This is a genomic window from Solwaraspora sp. WMMA2080, assembly GCF_027497395.1.
Taxonomy (GTDB): Bacteria; Actinomycetota; Actinomycetes; order Mycobacteriales; family Micromonosporaceae; genus Micromonospora_E.
The window spans coordinates 2,676,112-2,694,243 of record NZ_CP114910.1; the positions used below are offsets into that span (position 1 = coordinate 2,676,112).

At 73.6% G+C, this 18,132-nt stretch carries 8 protein-coding genes; 4 read left to right on the forward strand and 4 right to left on the reverse strand.

All coding sequences use genetic code 11. The features are described from left to right. Position 1 precedes the first annotated feature (1 nt). Genes O7543_RS12300 through O7543_RS12315 form a run of 4 tightly spaced genes read left to right on the forward strand, consistent with a single transcriptional unit; the run spans position 2 to position 5,953 of the window. Positions 2-964 carry a glycosyltransferase gene (locus O7543_RS12300; protein WP_281553704.1) on the forward strand — a complete coding sequence of 321 codons (963 nt, stop codon included), beginning with the start codon at positions 2-4 and terminating at the stop codon, positions 962-964. Next, positions 961-2,274 carry a glycosyltransferase family A protein gene (locus O7543_RS12305; RefSeq protein WP_281553703.1) on the forward strand — a complete coding sequence of 438 codons (1,314 nt, stop codon included), beginning with the start codon at positions 961-963 and terminating at the stop codon, positions 2,272-2,274. The genes O7543_RS12300 and O7543_RS12305 overlap by 4 nt, the downstream gene beginning before the upstream one ends. Beyond that, positions 2,271-3,626 carry a hypothetical protein gene (locus O7543_RS12310; protein ID WP_281553702.1) on the forward strand — a complete coding sequence of 452 codons (1,356 nt, stop codon included), beginning with the start codon at positions 2,271-2,273 and terminating at the stop codon, positions 3,624-3,626. Before O7543_RS12305 ends, O7543_RS12310 begins: the two co-directional genes overlap by 4 nt. After that, a complete protein-coding gene (locus O7543_RS12315) occupies positions 3,623-5,953 on the forward strand; it encodes a hypothetical protein (protein ID WP_281553701.1) in 2,331 nt (776 codons plus the stop codon). Before O7543_RS12310 ends, O7543_RS12315 begins: the two co-directional genes overlap by 4 nt. A 30-nt stretch (positions 5,954-5,983) precedes the next feature. On the opposite strand, the gene O7543_RS12320 is transcribed toward O7543_RS12315, so the two are convergent. From O7543_RS12320 to O7543_RS12335, 4 genes are all read right to left on the reverse strand, one after another. Continuing rightward, positions 5,984-6,916 carry a glycoside hydrolase family 16 protein gene (locus tag O7543_RS12320; RefSeq protein ID WP_281553700.1) on the reverse strand — a complete coding sequence of 311 codons (933 nt, stop codon included), beginning with the start codon at positions 6,914-6,916 and terminating at the stop codon, positions 5,984-5,986. After that, positions 6,913-7,779, reverse strand: a complete 867-nt coding sequence (locus O7543_RS12325) for a polysaccharide deacetylase family protein (RefSeq protein WP_281553699.1) — start codon at positions 7,777-7,779, stop codon at positions 6,913-6,915. Before O7543_RS12325 ends, O7543_RS12320 begins: the two co-directional genes overlap by 4 nt. Before the next feature lie 91 nt (positions 7,780-7,870). Then, on the reverse strand, positions 7,871-8,290 hold the full coding sequence (locus O7543_RS12330) for a cold shock domain-containing protein (RefSeq protein WP_281553698.1): 420 nt from the start codon (positions 8,288-8,290) through the stop codon (positions 7,871-7,873). Positions 8,291-8,562: 272 nt separating this feature from the next. Continuing rightward, complete coding sequence (locus O7543_RS12335; protein ID WP_281553697.1) at positions 8,563-18,132, reverse strand: type I polyketide synthase; 9,570 nt, start codon at positions 18,130-18,132, stop codon at positions 8,563-8,565.

Sequence of the window (18,132 nt, forward strand, 5' to 3'; positions counted from 1 at the left end):
GATGCGTCCACCGACCGTCAGCGTGGTGGTCCCGACCCACCACCCGGACCGGCTCGCCGGGCTGCGTAGCGCCGTCGACTCCGTCCGCCGGCAGGATCTCGAGCCGGCCGAGATCATCGTGGTGGTCGACCATCACCCCGCGCTCGCCGACCGGATCAGGCGGGAGCTGCCCACGGTCACCGTGCTCGGCAACGCGTACCAGCGGGGCGTCTCCGGCAACCGCAACACCGGCGCCCGGCACGCCGGCAGCGACCTCGTGGTGTTCCTCGACGACGACGTCGTCGCCCACCCCGGCTGGCTGGCCGGACTGGTCGCCGCGTTCACCGACCCGACGGTGGTCGGGGCCGGCGGCGCCATCGAACCCGCCTGGGAACGGCACCAGCCAGGCTGGTTCCCCGCCGAGTTCCGGTGGGCGGTCGGCGGCTCGTACGCCGGCCAGCCGGTCCGACCCGGACCGGTGCGCAACGTCTGGTCGGCCAGCATGGCGGTACGCCGCGACGCGTTTCTCACCGCCGGCGGTTTCCGCACCGGCTTCGGCAAGGTCGGCAACCGGGCACGGCCCGAGGACACCGAGCTCTGCCTGCGGATGGCCGCGGTCACCGGCGGGCAGTGGTGGTACGTGCCGCAGGCGGTCATCTCGCACGGCGTACCCGCCACGCACAGCACCTTCCGCTACTTCCTGCGCCGCTGCTTCGCCGAAGGCCGCGGCAAGGTCATGATGGCCGGGCTACTCGACGGCGCGCCCAGCCTCGGCGCCGAGCAGGACTACCTGCGCCGTACGCTGCCCGCCGCGCTACGTCGGGAGATCGGCGCGACCCTGCGCGGGCGCGGCCACCGGCACGTCGCCCGGGCCGGCGCCATCCTCGCCGGCACCGCCGCCGCAGCCACCGGCGCGCTGACCGAACTCGCCGGCCGCGCCACCCAGACTCCGTCCCCACCCCCACCGATCGGAGCCGCACGATGAACCCGCGTACCTCCGTGCACCTCCCGGCCGGCACCGCGGACCGGATCCCGGCCACCGTCATCGACCTGGAAGTCACCGACCGGTTCCCGGACATCCCCGGGAACGATCCGGCCGGCCGCCGGGTGGAACGCGCCTGGCTGCTGGTCCGGCAGTTCACCCAGCCGATCGGCGCGCTGCTGCTCGACGTACCGCCGCACGGGCTGACCGGCGCGGACCTCGCCGCCGCCGTCGACCGGGAGATCCCCCCGGCCGACCGGCCCGAACCCGGCTACCTGACCCGGCGGGCCGAGGTGCTCGACGACGCGCCGCGCATCACCGTGGTCGTCTGCACCCGGGAACGGCCCGCCGGGCTGGCCCGCACCCTGGACAGCGTGCTGGCCCAGCAGTACCCCCGGTTCCGGGTGCTGGTGGTGGACAACGCGCCGGTCAGCGACGCCACCGTCAAGGTCGTCGCCCGGGCCGCCGACGGTGGCGGCGCGACCGCCGACGGCAACGGAACACCAGTTGACTACATCCGTGAACCCCGGCCCGGGCTGTCGCACGCCCGCAACCGGGCGCTGCGCGCCACCGTCGGCGAGATCGTCGCCTGGATCGACGACGACGAGGAGGCCGACCCGCACTGGCTCGCCGAGATCGCCCGCGCCCTGGCCGACCACCCGCAGGCCGACGCGGTCACCGGAGCCATCGCGCCGGCCGAACTGGCCACCGACGCGCAGCTGTGGTTCGAACAGTACGGCGGGCACAGCAAGGGCCGTGGCTTCACACCGGACCTGTTCTCCCCGGCCACCGCGCACCGGCAGAGTCCGCTCTACCCGCTGCCGCCGTTCGGCGCCGGCGGCAACATGGCCTTCCGACCCGGCGTGCTGGAGCGCATCGGCGGCTTCGACACCGCGCTCGGCGCCGGCACCCCCGCGATGGGCTCCGAGGACACCCTGGCCCTGATGCAGGTGCTGGTCGCCGACGGCACCGTCGCCTACCAGCCCAGCGCCCTGGTCTGGCACCACCACCGCCGGGACCTGGCCGGGCTGCGCAACCAACTGGTCGGCTACGGCACCGGACTGACCGCCGCCTACACCAGCCTGCTACTGCGCGAACCTCGGCTGCTCGGGCCGCTGCTGCGGCTGGCCCCGACCGCGCTGCGCGACACGTTCGGCGGCGGTGGCGGGCAGCGGTTGGCCGGGCTGCGCGACGACTTCCCCCGCGAGCTGGTCGGCGCCAACCGGCGCGGGCTGCTCGCCGGGCCGGTCGCGTACCTGCGCAGCCGGATGGCCGCCCGGCGGCTGCGCCGTCGGATGCGGGGCTGGCCGTGACCGCCGCCGGCACGACCGTCCCGCCAACGGCGGCGGTGATGGTCCGCCGGCCGGCACTGCTGCGCAGCGCGGCGGCGCTGATGACCTCGACGGTGGCCAGCGCCGCGCTGGGGTTCGTGTTCTGGGTGGTGGCCGCCCGCTGGTTCGCGCCGGAGGCGGTCGGCCGGGCATCGGCGGCGGTGTCGGCGATGACGCTGCTGGCCGGGCTCGCCCAACTCAACCTGATCAACCTGTACGCGCGGTTCCTGCCCGGCGCCGGTCGGCACACCCGCCGGCTGGTGCTCGCCGGATACGCCGCGTCGGCGGCGATGTCCCTGCTGCTCAGCGGCGGGTTCCTGGCCCTCGGCATGGGCACCGGCATCATCGGCCCGGCACCGACGCAGCGGCTGCTCTTCGTCGCCGCCGTGGTCGGCACGGCGATCTTCTTCATCACCGACGGAGTGCTGACCGCGCTGCGGCGGGCCGGCAGCGTACCGGCGAAGAACGTGATCGCGTCCACCGCCAAGGTTGCGCTGTTGCCGCTGCTGGCCGGCACCGCCGCCGGTGACGGGATGCTGCTCGCCTGGTCGGCGCCGATGCTGGCGACCATGCTCGGGGTCAACTGGTGGGTGCTGGCCCGGCTCGCCCCGGCGCACGCCCGAAGCGCTCCGGAGGCGCCGGCTCCGGCCCGGCGGGAGCTGCTCGGCTTCGCCTCCGCCGAGTACGTCAACGGGCTGCTCACCAACGCGGTCGCGTACCTGCCGCCGGTGCTGGTGGCCAGCGTGCTGGGCGCCACCGCCAGCGCCTACTTCTACATCCCGTGGGTGATCGGGGTGGCCGGCAGCACCCTGCTGTGGAACGTCGTCACCTCGTTCGTGGTCACCGCGTCCAGCGACGCGGCGGCGGCCCGGGCGCACGTCGACCGGGCGGTCCTGCTGGTCGCCGCGGTGGTGCTGCCGGGTGCGGCGGTGCTCGCCGGGGCGGCCGGGCCGCTGCTGCGGCTGCTCGGCGGGCAGTACGCCGCCGAGGGTGCCGACACGCTGCGACTGATCGGGCTGTCACTGCCGTTCACCGGGGTGATCCTGCTCTACTGCGCGTTCGCGATGATGGAGAAGCGGATGTGGCCGGTGGTGACCGTGCAGTCGGTCGGCATCGCCGCGTTCCTGCTGGTCAGCTGGGTCGGGTTGCCCCGGGTCGGAATCATCGCGCCGGCGGCCGCGCTGTGTACGGCACAGGCCGCAGTGGCGATCGTGCTGCTTCCCGGGCTGATCCGCCGGTACCGGGCGACCGGCGACGCGACGAGCGCCCCGGCCTGGGCCCGACCTACCGCCGAGTCCGAGACCGTTACCGCCGACACCGGAGGTGCCGGATGACCGATCTCGCCCTGCGCCCCGTCCGCCCGCTCCCCCAGGCACCGGCAGCCGGGCCGGCCGTCGACACCGCGCCTGGTGTCCACACCGCGCCAGCTGTCGACACCGCACCCGACCCGCGTGCCGGCCGGACCGGTCAGGCGGGCACCGGTCTGGTCGTCGCGGTCCTGGCGCTGCTCGGTCTGGCAGCCGGCGGCCCGTGGCAGGCCCCGACTGCGGTCGCGTTCGCCGCCCTGGGCCCCGGTGCCGCGCTGCTCAGTCACCTGACCGTCCGGCCGGCGGCGACCCGGTGGGCGACGACCGTACTGGCCAGCCTGGCCGGTTACGCAGCCGTGGCCACCGGATCGGTCTGGGCCGGCTGGTGGCAGCCCAGGCTGGCCGTCGGCGCGCTGGCGGTGGCGGTGGCGGCCGTCAGCGCCGCTGGCCTGCTCCGCATCACGCGGGCCGGCCACGGCCACGGTTCCCGCCCCGGGCCGGTCCGACGGTGGCCGTACGCCCGGCGGGCGGGCCTCGCCGGGCGCCCGGCTGTCGCACGGCGGCCGCTGCTGGCGCATGCCGTGGTGATCGGTGCGGCGTTGGCGCTGTGGTGGATCGCGGTGTCCCGCACCGATGTGGCGCAGGTGGGCGGTTTCGGGCTGCTCGGCGCCGTCAGTCCGGTCTTCCTGGCCGCGCTGGCGCTCACCGTCGCCGGCTTCGTCGCCGCGCTCGCCGGGCTGCGGCCCACCGCCGACCGGCCTACCGCCGCCGACCGGGCCACCGGGCGCGGGCTGGCTGCCGCCGGCTACCTGGTGCTGCTGGTCGTGCTGCTGCACGGCACCACCCCGCTGCTGCTGGACCAACCGCAGTACGCCTGGACGTACAAGCACCTAGGGGTGATCGACCTCATCGCAGCCGGCAACCCGGTCGACTCGGCGACCGACATCTACCAGCAGTGGCCGGCGTTGTTCGCCGGTGCCGCCCAGCTCGGCGCGGCCGGTGGCATCGCCCCGGCGGCGCTGGCCGACTGGTCGCCGGTCTTCTTCAACCTGGCCGCCGCCCCGGTGCTGTACGCCATCGCCCGTACCCTCGCCGACGACCGGCGGGTGGCGTACCTGACCGTGTTCGGGTTCTTCGCGGTCAACTGGGTGGAAGAGGACTACCTGTCCCCGCAGGCGTTCGGTTTCCTGCTCAGCCTCGGGGTGCTGCTGATCGTGCTGACCTGGCTGCGCTCGCCGACCGGTGGCAGCGCATCGGACCGCCGAGATGGACCGGACCGCCGGGTCCGGGGCTGGGCGACAGTGGCGGCGTTGGCGCTGCTGGCCGTGCTCACCGCCGCCCACCAGCTGTCGCCGTACCTGGTGGTGGCGCAGGTGGCCGTGCTGGCCGCGCTGCGGCTGGTCCGGCCCCGCTGGCTGCCGCTGGCGATGGGCGCGGTCGTGCTCGGCTACCTGCTGCCCCGGTTCGGGTTCGTGTCGGAGGCGTTCGGCGTCTTCGACGGGTTCGACATCTTCGCCAACGCCGCCGGCAACGCCGAGAGCTGGGGTTCGACCGGGCAGGCGTTCTCGGCGATCGTGGTCCGTACGCTCGCGCTGACCGTCTGGGCGCTGACCGTGCTGGCGGTGCTGGCGTACCGTCGCCGGCTGCGTACCGTGCTGGTGCCGGCGCTGCTGGCCGCCACGCCGTTCGTCCTGCTCGCGGCGCAGAGCTACGGCGGCGAGGCGATCTACCGGGTGTTCCTGTTCTCCGCGCCGTGGTGCGCCTTCCTGATCGCCCGCGCGGTTGTCGACCGGGCCGACCTGCGTCGGGTTGACCGCGCCGACCTGCGTCGGGTTGGCCGGCGTCGGCGGTGGCTGGGGCCGGTCGCGGCGGTGGCGGTCGCTGTGGCGCTCGGCGGCTTCGCCCTCGGTACGGTGCAGGGTCGGCACGGGCAGTTGGCCGTGGACCGGCAGACCGCCGACGAGGTGGCCGCCGCCCGCCAGCTGTACGCCGCCGCCGAGCCCGGTGCCACCATCGCCGTTGCCACGTCCAACTTTCCCAGTCGGCTGACGGCGGCGTATCCGGGGTTCAACACCGATGTGCCGGCTGGCGAGCCGGACCTGGTGGTCGGGGCGCAACTGCGCGGCGCCGCGCTGGACGGCGAGCACCTGCCGACGATCGAAGAGTTCCTCGGCTCGTTCGCCGGCGACCCGGCGTACCTGGTGGTCAGCGACGGTATGCGGCGGCAGTCCGACTACTTCGGCTACTTTGCGCCCGGGTCGTTGGACCGCCTGGAGCGGTTGCTCGACGGCCGGGACCGTTGGTCGGTCTTCCAGCGCAGCGACGACGTCACCGTCTACCGGTACGCCGGGTGACGGTGCCGACAGCGGACGCCCTGCCGGGCATCAGGCCGGAGCGTAGATGGCGACCCAGTCGATCTGGAGGTTGACCACGTCCGGTGTCGTCTCGTCCGGGCAGGCCTCCCAGGTGTGCCCGCAGTACCACGCCTGGCTCTGCAGAGCGAGCGCCATCGGCTCGTCGGGCACCTGTGCGCCGGTGACCGTCGCCCAGGGCTCGCCGTCCAGGGTGTAGACCAGCCGGTCCGGCGTCCACTCCAGACCGGCGGTGTGCCAGCGGGTGAAGTCGCCGCCGACGTCATGCCCGATCCGGTCGCCGGTCACCGGATGCAGCACCCCGTACATCCGGTCCCGGCCCTTGCCGTTGTCCTCGGCGATGTCGATCTCCGGCGGATAGACGTTGTCGCCCGGCCAGAGCAGCAGCGCGTACGCGATCCCGGTGCCCTGGTCCATCCGGAACCGGATGTCGTACCGGCCGTAGCTGCGGGTCACCGCCCGCCGATTGGACACCCCGCCGGTGACGTAGATGTTGTCCCGGCTGGCTTCCCGCCAGCCGCCGATGGTGAGCATGCCGGCGCCGACCGACACGTGGCCGGGGTCGAACCAGCCGCCCGGATCACCGTCCGGCTGCCCGGAGTAGGCGAACCAGTCGTCGCTCAGCTCGGTGCCGTCGAAGTCGTCGACGAAGATCTGCCGCCAGCCGGGCAGATCGCCGGTGGGCAGGGCGATCCCGGACGGGTTCGTCGTCCGGTCGCCGCCGGCCGTGGTGGGTGGCGGCCCGGCCGGCGGCGGTCCGCCGCCGGAGTCCGGCTGACCGGTCCCGTCGGGCTGACCAGGCTGGCTGGTCTGGTCGGGCTGGTCGGGTTGGTTGGCACGGTGCTGCAGTAGCGGAACCAGCACACCGAGGGTCAGGACCAGCGTGGCAAGGCCGGCCGCGACCGCCAGCAGGCCGCCGCGCCGCCACCAACGGCGGGCCGTCACGTCAACTGCCGGCCGGCCCGCCGGGCCACCCGCCGGGTCAACCGCCAGGCGGGCTGGGCCAGTCGTTTCGCCTGCGGCACCATCCGAGGTCCGCCGGTGCGGACCAGGTCGAGCAGCGCGGTGCCGTCGTGGTCACCGGTCGGCAGCAGCCGGGGTACGGCGAGCCGCCGGTCGCCCGGCCGGTACCGCCGTCGGCCCACCTCGCACGCGTTGTCGTGCCCGGCCCGGCGGACCGCCGCCCGGACCCGCCAGTCGTGGTAGCCGTGCGGGTAGCAGAACGACCGGACCGGGATGCCGAACCGCTGTTCGAGACGGTCCCGGGCGACGACGATCTCGTCCGCCGCCCGCTGCGGCGGCAGGACGTCGAGCGGATGGTGCAGCAGACCGTGCGAGCCGATCTCGACCCGGCCCGACCCGGCCACCTCGTCCAACTGGGTCCAGTCCAGCAGCGGGCCGAACTCGTCGGCCCACTGGCCCAGCCAGTCGGCGTACTGCCCGAGGTGCCCGACCGACGGGTAGAGGGTGGCCCGGGCGTTCGCGGCGTCCAGCAGCGGCAGCGCGCGGGTGAGGAAATCGGCGTACCCGTCGTCGAAGGTGAGCGCGACCATCGACGGAGCCGGCCGGTTGCGGTCGATCGCCGCGTCGTCGAGCAGGTCGAGCGCCTCGCTGAGGCCTACCATCCGATATCCGGCGTCGGCGAGCGCGGCGAGTTGCTCGGCGAACCGGGCCGGCCCGACGGCGAGTGACCGCAGCGGCCCCCGGGCCGCCGAAGTGATCGAGTGGTACATCAGCACGGGCAGCGCCGGTCGCGCGGCGCTCGGGCTTGCCGCGGGGCTGTACGCCGGAGGCTCGGACCCGGTCATCCGGGCTGTCTACCCGACCTGCGCGGGGCAAACCTGCTTCTCGCCCCTGCTCCTTGTCGGCCGTGCTCGGCGGTAGCGGGTGGTCGGGAAGTCAGTCGACCCAGCCGCACTTGCGGGAGAACCGCAGCAGGTGCCCACGCAACTCGACGATCTGCGCACCGGTGAGGTACGACGCGTCGGACAGCAACAGCTCGGTGATCCGCTGCAGGTACTCCGGCTCGGAGAAGATCTCGCAGAGCTCGTCGTCGCCGCCCTCGCCGGAAGCGCCCGCCGTACGACCGCCCGGGCCCCCGGTGGGAGCGGTGGCATCATCGATGATCTCGACGTCGTACGCTTTCGGCCCCCGGCCGCCGTCGATCACCTTGAACGACACGCGGGTGCCGGTAGCCACCCGGATTCCCCGTTGGGTCAACTCCCCGGCGTGGACGAAGACGTCGTCGCCACCGTCGTCCGGTGCGATGAAACCGTACCCACGGCCCTCGTCGAACCGCACCACCCGACCGACACCCATGCCAACTCCTCCTACCGAACCACCTCGGCCACCACCGGCCGTCGACCACCGAACTCGTCCGGACCAACCGCTGCCGCCGGAGCCGGGCCCGTCACACTCACCGACTTTGACAGTGTCGCACTCCCTCGCCGGCGAAGGGGGGCCGCCGGCTCGACCCGGTCCCGGTGGAACCCGCGACCCACCGCGACGGGGCACCACCTGCGGCCGGTCGAACCAGCCAAGGATCTCACTCGTAGGGCGCGTCACCGGCCAGCGACCCACCGACGAAGACCTCAGCGGGACCGGCCGAGTTCCCCGTCCAACAGCTCGAACAACTCCTCGGCGCTCGACGAACCCAACTCGTCGGCGGTCGACCCCGTCCTGTCTGGAGGTGGAGCCAGCCGTCCCGCCAACGCCTGCAGGCGTGCCGCCAACGCCAGGCGCTGCTCGTCGCCGGGACCGACCCCGGCGAGCGCCGCTTCCAGGGTCGCTTCGAGGGTCGCCAAGTGCTCGCCGATCCGGCGGGACTCGTCGGCGCCGAACTCGGCGGTCAGATGGTCCGCGACGGCGGCGACACTCGGATAGTCGAAGATCAGCGTGGCCGGCAGCTTCCGCCCGGTTGCACCGGTCAGTCGGTTGCGCAGCTCCAGCGCGGTCAACGAATCGAATCCGATGTCGAGGAACCCCTGCTCGGCGGAGACCGCGTCGGCTCGATCATGGCCGAGCACCGCCGACGCATGTGCCCGCACCAGCTCGAGCAGCACGGCGCGGCGCTCTGTCGCCGGCAGGTCCGCGAGCCGATCGGCACCGTCGGTAGCCACCGGTGCGGTACCCGCACCGGCCGGGACACCCGCGCCCGTGGGCGAGGCACCCGCAGGTGACGTCGTCGAGGCGGCGAGCGGTCCGGCCGGCACCGGCGTGACCGGGCCGGTCAGGCCGAGGAACACCGGTGCCGTCGCCCAGCCTTCGGCACGCAGCGCCGCGACGTCGAACTTGGCCGGCACGAGCACGTCGGCGTCACTGGCGAGCGCGGTGTCCAGCAGCGCGAGCCCTTCCTCGGCCGACAGCGGCAGCAGTCCGGACCGGGAGAGCCGACCGCCATCGACCGTGGACAGTCGAGCTGCCATGTCGTCTCCGGTCGCCCACCGACCCCACAGCAGCGACTGTGCCGTCAGCCCGCGTGCGTGCCGATGCTGGGCGAGCCCGTCGAGAAACGCGTTGGCCGCCGCGTAGTTGGCCTGCCCGGCCGCGCCGCCGACACTGGCGACCGACGAGAAGAGCACGAACGCGGACAGTTCGGAGTCGGCGGTGAGCTCGTGCAGATGCCAGGCGGCGTCCACCTTGGCCCGCAGGACGGCGGAGATCCGCTGCGGGGTCAGCGCCGTCAGCACCCCGTCGTCGAGCAGGCCGGCCGCGTGCACGACCGCGGTCAGCGGGTACGCGGCCGGCACACCGGCCAGCAGCTCGCCGACCGCGTCGCGATTGGCGACGTCGCAGGCCACGACCGCGACCTCGGCCCCCATGCCGGTCAGTTCGGCCACCAGCTCGGCGGCGCCCGGCGCCTGACCTCCCCGACGGCTGACCAGCAGCAGACGCCGTGCGCCGTACGTGGCGACGAGGTGGCGGGCCACGACCGCGCCGAGACCACCGGTGCCGCCGGTGATCAGCACCGTCCCGTCCGGCGGCAGGGCGCGCCGCGCGGGCGACGGTGGCACCGGTGCCACCGTCAGCCGGGGCACCAGCAGCTCCCCGCCCCGGATCGCCAGCTCGGTCTCCCCGCTGGCCAGGGCGGCGGGGAGCACCTGTGCGGACTCGGCCCGCCCGTCCTGGTCGACCAGGAGAAACCGGTCGGGGTTCTCCGCCTGCGCCGCGCGGACCAGACCCCACACCGCAGCGGCGGCGAGGTCGACGTCAGGATCGTCCGGCCCACCCGCGACAGCCCCACCACCTGCCCGTACGCTCACCGCGCCGCGCGTGACGATGGCCAACTTGGCTGCCGCGTACCGTTCGTCGGCTAGCCAGTCACACAACGCGTCGTGGATCCGTGTCACGCTCTGGTGGGTCGCGGCGACCGGATCATCCGCCGGCAGTTCGTCGGCGGACGCGCACCGCAGCACGACCGGCACCGGATCGAGCTGTCCGGGTGGGCGGGCGTCCCATTCGAGGTACGGTGCGGCGTCCGGCGCCGACCGGGGCCCGGCCTGCCACCGCAGTTCGTGGACGGCCCCGGCCGGCTCGCTGGTCGACGGCAGCGCCCGGGCCACGATCGTCTCGATCTGGGCGACGGGCTCTCCCGCCACGTCGGCGAGCGTCAGCGACAGATCGCGTTCACCGACGGGGGCGATGCGCGCCCGTACCGTCTCGACACCGGCGTGCCGCAGGGTGACCCCCCGCCAGCTGAACGGCACCTCCACCGGCCCGTCACCGTCGAGCAGGACGTGGGTGGTCGCGTCGAGCACGGCCGGGTTCAGGGTGAACCGGTCCATGGCCGCGTCGGCCACGGACACCTCGACGAAGACCTCGGTGCCCCGGCGCCATGCCGCCCGTACCGCCTGGAACGACGGGCCGTATCCGAGGCCGCGCTCGGCGAGCCGCCCGTACAGGGCGTCGATCGGCAGCTGTACGGCGTCGGGTGGCGGCCATTCGTCCAGCCGTGGCCCCGGCGGCGGGCTGTCCGACGGACCGGTGGGCCGGATACTGCCCGACGCGTGCTGGCGCCAGACGGCGTCGCGCGCTTCGTTGCGGTCCCGGGAGTGGATGCTTAGTTGCCGTACCCCGGCCGGGTCGGCTGCGGTGACGACTACCTGGACGTCCACGCCGCCCTCGCCGAGGGTCAGTGGCGCGTGCACGGTGAGCTCGTCGATCCGCGCGCAGCCGATCTCGGCCGCGGCGGACAGGGCCAGATCGATGAAGCCCGCGCCGGGAAAGAGCACCTGCCCGTCCACCCGGTGGTCGGCCAGCCAGGGCTGGCTGGCCAGGGCCAGCCTGCCGGTAAAGTGCTTCACGCCCGGCTCCGGGGTGCTCAGTCCGGCGCCGAGCACCGGGTGGCCGATCGCGTCGAGGCCGATCGCGGCGGGGTCGCTCGCCCAGCTCCGGCTGCTGATCCAGTAGCGCTGGTGGTCGAAGTGGTGCGTCGGCGGCTCCACCCCCCAACCCACAGCCACATCCCCCGGCGCCTCCTCCACGATCACATGCGCGTTCGTCCCACTCAACCCGAACGACGACACCCCCGCCCGACGCGGTCCGTCGGTACCCGGCCACGGCCGCGCCATGGTCAACAGCCGCACCCCACCCGCCGACCAGTCCACATGCGACGACGGCTCCGACACATGCAACGACCGCGGCAACACCCCCGCCCGCAACGCCATCACCATCTTGATCACACCACCCACACCCGCCGCCGCCTGCGCATGACCGATGTTCGACTTCAACGACCCCAACCACAACGGACGATCCGCGTCCCGACCCCGCCCATACGTCGCCAACAACGCCTGCGCCTCGATCGGATCCCCCAACCGCGTCCCCGTACCATGCGCCTCCACCACATCCACACCCCCCGCCGACACACCCGCCACCGCCAACGCCCGCCGAATCACCCGCTCCTGCGCCGGACCCGACGGCGCCGTCAACCCGTTCGACGCACCATCCGAACCCACCGCACTACCCCGCACCACCGCCAACACCCCATGACCACGACGCCGCGCATCCGACAACCGCTCCACCACCAACACACCCACCCCCTCCGACCACGCCGTCCCGTCCGCGTCATCCGAGAACGACTTGCACCGCCCATCCGGCGCCAACCCACGCTGCTCGCTGAACTCGACGAACATGCTGGGCGTCCCCATGACAGCGACCCCACCGGCCAGGGCCAGCTCGCACTCACCCGAACGCAACGCGTCGACCGCCAGATGCAACGCCACCAACGACGACGAACACGCCGTGTCCACCGACACCGCCGGCCCCTCCAGACCCAGGTGGTACGCCACCCGACCGGAGACCACGCTGCCGGCGCTGCCGGTCGGGCCGTAGTCGTGGTACATCACCCCGGCGTAGACACCGGTACGACTACCCGCCAACGACGCCGGCTCCACCCCCGCCCGCCGCAACGCCTCCCACGACACCTCAAGAAACAACCGCTGCTGCGGATCCATCTCCCGCGCCTCACGCGGACCCACCCCGAAGAACCCCGCATCGAACCCCGCCGCGTCATACAGGAACCCACCACGACGCACATACGACCGCCCCACCCGACCCGGCCGAGGATCGAACAACGCCTCCGTGTCCCACCCCCGGTCCACCGGAAACTCACCAGTCGCATCCCCCTCACCCACCACCAGATCCCACAACCCCTCCGGCGAGACCACCCCACCGGGGAACCGGCACGCCATCCCCACGATCGCGATCGGGTCGTCCTCCGGTGCGTCGGCCGGGGCCGCGGTGGCCGTACCGGCGGGTCCGGTCAGGGCGGCCGGGCTGACGCCGGCGTGGCGGTCGAGTTCGGTGCCGAGGAAGTCGGCCACCGACTGGCTGTTCGGATGGTCGAACACCAGGGTCGCCGGCAACCTGACCCCGGTGGCGCCTTCGAGCTGGTTACGCAGTTCCAGCGCGCTCAGCGAGTCGAAGCCGAGTTCGGCGAACGCCCGCCGGGGGGCGACCTGCTCCGGTCCGGCGTGTCCCAACACCGTGGCGACGTGGCGGCGTACCAGGTCGAGCAGCCGCCGGTCGCGGTCGGCACCGCTGACGTCGGTGAACGGCCCTGCCGATGAGCGCTGCTCGAGGCCCGCGCCGGTACCGGTGGCGGCCAGATCCCGCAGCAGCGCCGGCACCTGATCGGTACGGGCGGCCAGCGCGCGCTGGTCGATCCGCACCGGCAGCACCAGCGCGGCGTCGGCGGCGAAGGATGCGTCGGCCAACGCCAGCCCGTCGTCGACCGGCAGCGCCGGCAGCCCGAGCCGGGTCATCCGGCGGCGGTCGGCCTCGGTGAGCGCGGCGCCCATGCCGGTGGCGGTGTCCCACAGCCCCCAGGCGAGGCTGACCGCCGGTAGGTTCTCGGCCCGGCGGTGCGCGGCGAGCGCGTCCAGGAAGACGTTCGCCGTGGCGTAGCCGCCCTGGCCGGCGGCGAGCAGCGTACCGGCCGCCGACGAGAACAGCACGAACGCGGCCAGCGGCAGCTCCCGGGTCAGCTCGTGCAGGTGCCAGGCCCCGTCGACCTTCGCCGCGAGCATGGACTCCATCTGTCGACCGGTGAGGGTCTCCAGCGTGCCGGCGTCGGCGACACCGGCGGCGTGCACCACCGCCGTCAACGGATGGTCAACATCGATCCCCGCCAACACACCCGCCACCGCACCCCGGTCCGCCACATCACACCCGACAACCCTGACCCGCGCCCCCAACCCCGACAACTCAGCACACAACTCCCCCACACCCGGCGCACCCGACCCACGCCGACCCACCAGCACCAGATGCCGCACCCCGTGCACCCGCACCAGATGCCGCGCCACCAGACCACCCAGACCACCCGTACCACCAGTGACCAGCACCGTGCCGTCGCTGGCGAAGCCCGGTGGCGCGGCCGGGGGCGTGGGAACCAGTCGGGGGGACAGAATCCGGTTGCCGCGTACGGCCAGCTCCGGCTCATCGGTGGCGATGGCCCGACGCAGCGTCGCGCCGTCGACATGTCCGTCCACGTCAATCAGTTGAATCGCGCCAGGGTGCTCGGCCTGTGCGGCGCGCAACAGCCCGTACAGCGGGGCGACAGCCAGATCACCGACCCCGTCTCCGGCGGTGGTGGGCACCGCCGCGGTGGTCAGCACCACCAGGCGGGTCGCGGCCAGCCGGGGTTCGGTCAACCACCGACGCAGTACGGTGAGCAACCCGGTGACGTTGGACCGGAGCCGTGGCAGCAGCGTGCCGCCCGACGTCGCGGTGAGCGTCTCGACGCGCACGCACACGATCATCGGTGCCGCCGCACCCGGGAAGCCGTCGGCAGCGTCTGCGCCGGCGATGTCGACGTCGTCAGCGGCGACGGCCGCCAGCAGACCGTCCAGGTCGGGGTGCACGTGGCCGCCCAGGTCGAGATCGTCGCCGATCGCGTCCACCCGCCCGGGCAGCGGCTCGTCACGGTGACCGGCCGCGGCCGGCCGCCAGCCGATCGTGAACAGCGCGTCCCCCACTGCCGGGTGTGTCGCCGCCAACTGGTCACGGGACACCGGCCGGGCGATGATGGACCGCACCGACGCGACCGGGCGGTCGTCGGTGTCAGTGACGACGAGTCTCGTCTCGACGTCACCGCGAACCCTGGTCAGCCGGACCCGGACCGCCCGGACGCCGACCGCGGCGAGCTTGAAGTCCGACCAGGTGAACGGCAGCAGCGCCACGTCCTGGTCGTCGTCGACGAGCAGCCCGACGTGCAACGCGGCGTCCAGCAGCGCGGGATGCAGGCCGTATCCGGCGGCCGGTTCCGGCAGGGACACCTCGGCGAAGAGCTCGTCGCCGCGTCTCCAGGCGGCGGTGAGACCGCGGAACGCCGGGCCGTACCGGTAGCCCCGGCGGGCGAGCCGGTCGTACGCCTCGGCCGCCGGCAGCGCGGTCGCACCCGGCGGCGGCCACTCCGGCTGGCCGTGCTCGGTGGCCCGGGTCACGCCGGCCAGGTCCGACCTGGACGGGTTCGACGTGACTAGGTCCGACGTGGACCGATCCGTCGTAGTCAGATCCGATGCAGACGAATCCGATGCGGACGTTTCGACGCCGTTCGGGATCCCGGCGGCCGCCGGGGCGAGCGAGCCGACGGCATGGCGGGTCCAGGCACCGGTGTCGTCGAGCCGGGAGAAGATCTGCACCGACCGGATCCCGGCGTGGTCCGCCGCCCCCACCAGCACCTGCAGCGCCGCGCCGCTGCCGGCCGGCAACACCAGCGGTGTCTGCAGCGCGAGCTCCCGCAACAGATCGCAACCCACGTGCTCGCCGGCCCGTCGGGCGAGTTCGACGTACGCGCTGCCGGGCACCAGGACGGTGCCGAGCACCTCGTGGTCGGCCAGCCAGGGTTGCCGCGTCGGCGAGAGCCGTCCGGACAGGACGACACTGTCGGCGTCCGGCGCGGGTACCACGACCGACAGCAGCGGGTGCGCCAGCGGGGTCATCCCGATTGACTCGACGTCGGTCGGCGTGGTGTCGCGGGGTGGCAGCCAGAAACGCTGATGCTGGAACGGGTAGGTGGGCAGCGGCACCCCAGGGCGCCGGTCCGCGCCGAGCACCGCCGACCAGTCCACCGGGCATCCGTTGACGTAGGACCGGGCGAGCGCGCCGAGCAGTTCCTCGGGCTCCGGCCGGGCGCGGCGCATCGTGGCGGCGAACGTCCGCCCGGTCGGCTCGACACAGCGCATCGCCAGCGGCGCCAGCACCGCGTCGGGCCCGACCTCGACGAAAGTGGTGGCACCGGCCTCGACCAGTGCCCCGACGGCGTCACGGAAACGCACCGTGCCGCGCACCTGGCGTACCCAGTACTCGGCGTTGCCCAACACCGAGCCGTCGGCCAACGCGCCGGTCGCTGTGGAGACCAGGGCGATGTCCGGCTCGGCGTAGTCGAGTGCGGCGGCGGTGCGCGCGAACGCGGGCAGCATCGGCTCCATCAACGGCGAGTGGAACGCATGCGACACCGACAGCCGGATCGTCCGGTGTCCGAGCTTCTCGCATTGGGCCACCGTCGCCAGGACGGCGGACTCCTGCCCGGAGACCACCACCGACGCCGGCCCGTTGACGGCGGCCAGCGACGCGCCGTCGACCAGCAGCGGCTCCACCTGCCCGGCGGCGGCGGACACGGCGACCATCGCCCCGCCAGGGGGCAGCGCCTGCATCAGCCGCCCCCGGGCCGCCACCAGGCGGCACGCGTCCGGCAGCGTCAGTACGCCGGCCACCTGCGCGGCGGCGATCTCACCGATGGAGTGTCCGCAGACGAAGTCCGCCCGTACGCCCCAGGCGGCGAGCAGCCGGTAGAGGCTCACCTCGATGGCGAAGACCGCGGCCTGGGTGTACGCCGTCTGGTCGAGCAGGGCCGCCTCGGCGCTGCCCGGCTCGGCCCACATGACGGAGCGCAACGGCCGGTCGAGTTGGGGGTCGAGCAGTTGGCAGATCTCGTCCAGGGCGGCGGCGAACGGCGCGTACCGCTGGTACAGCTCGCGGCCGGCGCCGAGGCGCTGCGAGCCCTGTCCGGTGAACAGCAACGCGGTGCCGCCCGCGGTGTTCTCGCCCTGCCAGACACCGGGGCCGCCGCGGCCGTCGGCCAGCTGGCGCAGGCCGTCGACGAGGTCGGCACGGCTGGTGACGACGAGCGCCGCCCGGTAATCCATCACGGTACGCGCGGCGGCCAGGGTGGTGGCGACAGCGGCCGGTGACTCCTGCGGCACGGCGTCGAGCCGGTCGAGCAGCCGTGCCGCCTGTTCCCGTACCGCCTGCGCCGACCGGGCCGACAGCGGCACCGCGACCGGTCCTTCGGCCGGGCGGTCCGCGGCCGGCGCCGGATCCGGGTCGCCTTCCTCGATCACCACGTGGGCGTTGGTGCCGCTGATACCGAAGGAGGAGACCGCAGCGCGGCGCGGCCGTTCGCCGGCAGGCCAGTCCTGCGCCTCGGTGAGCAGTTGGACGGGCCCGGCCGACCAGTCCACCTGCCGGCTGGGGCGGTCGGCGTGCAGGGTACGGGGAAGCGTCCGGTGGCGCATCGACTCGACCATCTTGATGACGCCGCCGACCCCGGCGGCGGCCTGCGTGTGGCCGATGTTCGACTTCAACGAGCCGAGCCACAGCGGCCGTCGTCGGCCGCGGCCGTACGTGCTGAGCAGCGCGTGGGCTTCGATCGGGTCGCCGAGGGTGGTGCCGGTGCCGTGCGCCTCGACCACGTCGACGTCGTCGGGGCGCAGACCGGCGCTGTCCAGGGCCTGGTGGATGACGCGTTGCTGGGCGCTCCCGTTCGGCGCGGTCAACGCGCTGCTGGCCCCGTCCGAGTTGACCGCACTGCCCCGCACCACCGCGAGGATCCGGTGGCCGTTGCGGCGGGCCGCAGAGAGCCGCTCGACGACCAGCACCCCGGCACCTTCGGCCCATCCGGTGCCGTCGGCGTCGTCGGAGAACGACTTGCACCGGCCGTCGGCCGCCAGTCCGCGCTGCCGGCTGAACTCGATGAACGTCTCCGGCGTCGCCATCACCGTGACCCCGCCCACCAGGGCGAGCGGGCACTCGCCCCGGCGTACCGACTGGATCGCCCAGTGCAGCGCGACCAGCGAGGACGAGCAGGCCGTGTCGACGGTGACGGCCGGCCCTTCCAACCCCAGCGTGTACGCGATCCGGCCGCTGATGAGGCTCCCGTCGCTGCCACCGGCGCCGTAGTCGTGGTACATCACGCCGGCGAAGACACCGGTGCGGCCGCCCCGCAGCGAGCGGGGGTCGATGCCGGCGTTCTCCAGGGCTTCCCAGGACACTTCGAGCAACTGTCGCTGCTGGGGGTCCATGGCGGTGGCCTCGCGGGGGCTGATGCCGAAGAAGTCGGCGTCGAAGCCGGCGGCGTCGTACAGGAAGCCACCCGAGCGGGTGTAGCTACGCCCCGGCTTGCCGGGTTCGGGGTGGTAGAGCGATTCGACGTCCCAGCCCCGGTCGGTGGGGAACGGGCCGATCGCGTCCCGCCCGGCGGCGACCAGATCCCACAGCTGTGCGGGCGAGCCGACGCCACCCGGGTAGCGGCAGCCCATACCGACGATGGCCACCGGCTCGGCGGCGGCGGCCGTGATCGCCTCGTTCTCCCGACGCAACCGGTCGTTGTCCAGCATGGACTTCCGGAGGGCCTCGACGATTTCTGCGACAGATGCTTCCAC

Coding starts and splice junctions, on each gene's coding strand:
- O7543_RS12300 (WP_281553704.1), top strand. CDS start 2: ATGCGTCCACCGACCGTCAGCGTGGTGGTCCCGACCCACCACCCGGAC.
- O7543_RS12305 (WP_281553703.1), top strand. CDS start 961: ATGAACCCGCGTACCTCCGTGCACCTCCCGGCCGGCACCGCGGACCGG.
- O7543_RS12315 (WP_281553701.1), top strand. CDS start 3,623: ATGACCGATCTCGCCCTGCGCCCCGTCCGCCCGCTCCCCCAGGCACCG.
- O7543_RS12325 (WP_281553699.1), bottom strand. CDS start 7,779: ATGACCGGGTCCGAGCCTCCGGCGTACAGCCCCGCGGCAAGCCCGAGC.
- O7543_RS12330 (WP_281553698.1), bottom strand. CDS start 8,290: ATGGGTGTCGGTCGGGTGGTGCGGTTCGACGAGGGCCGTGGGTACGGT.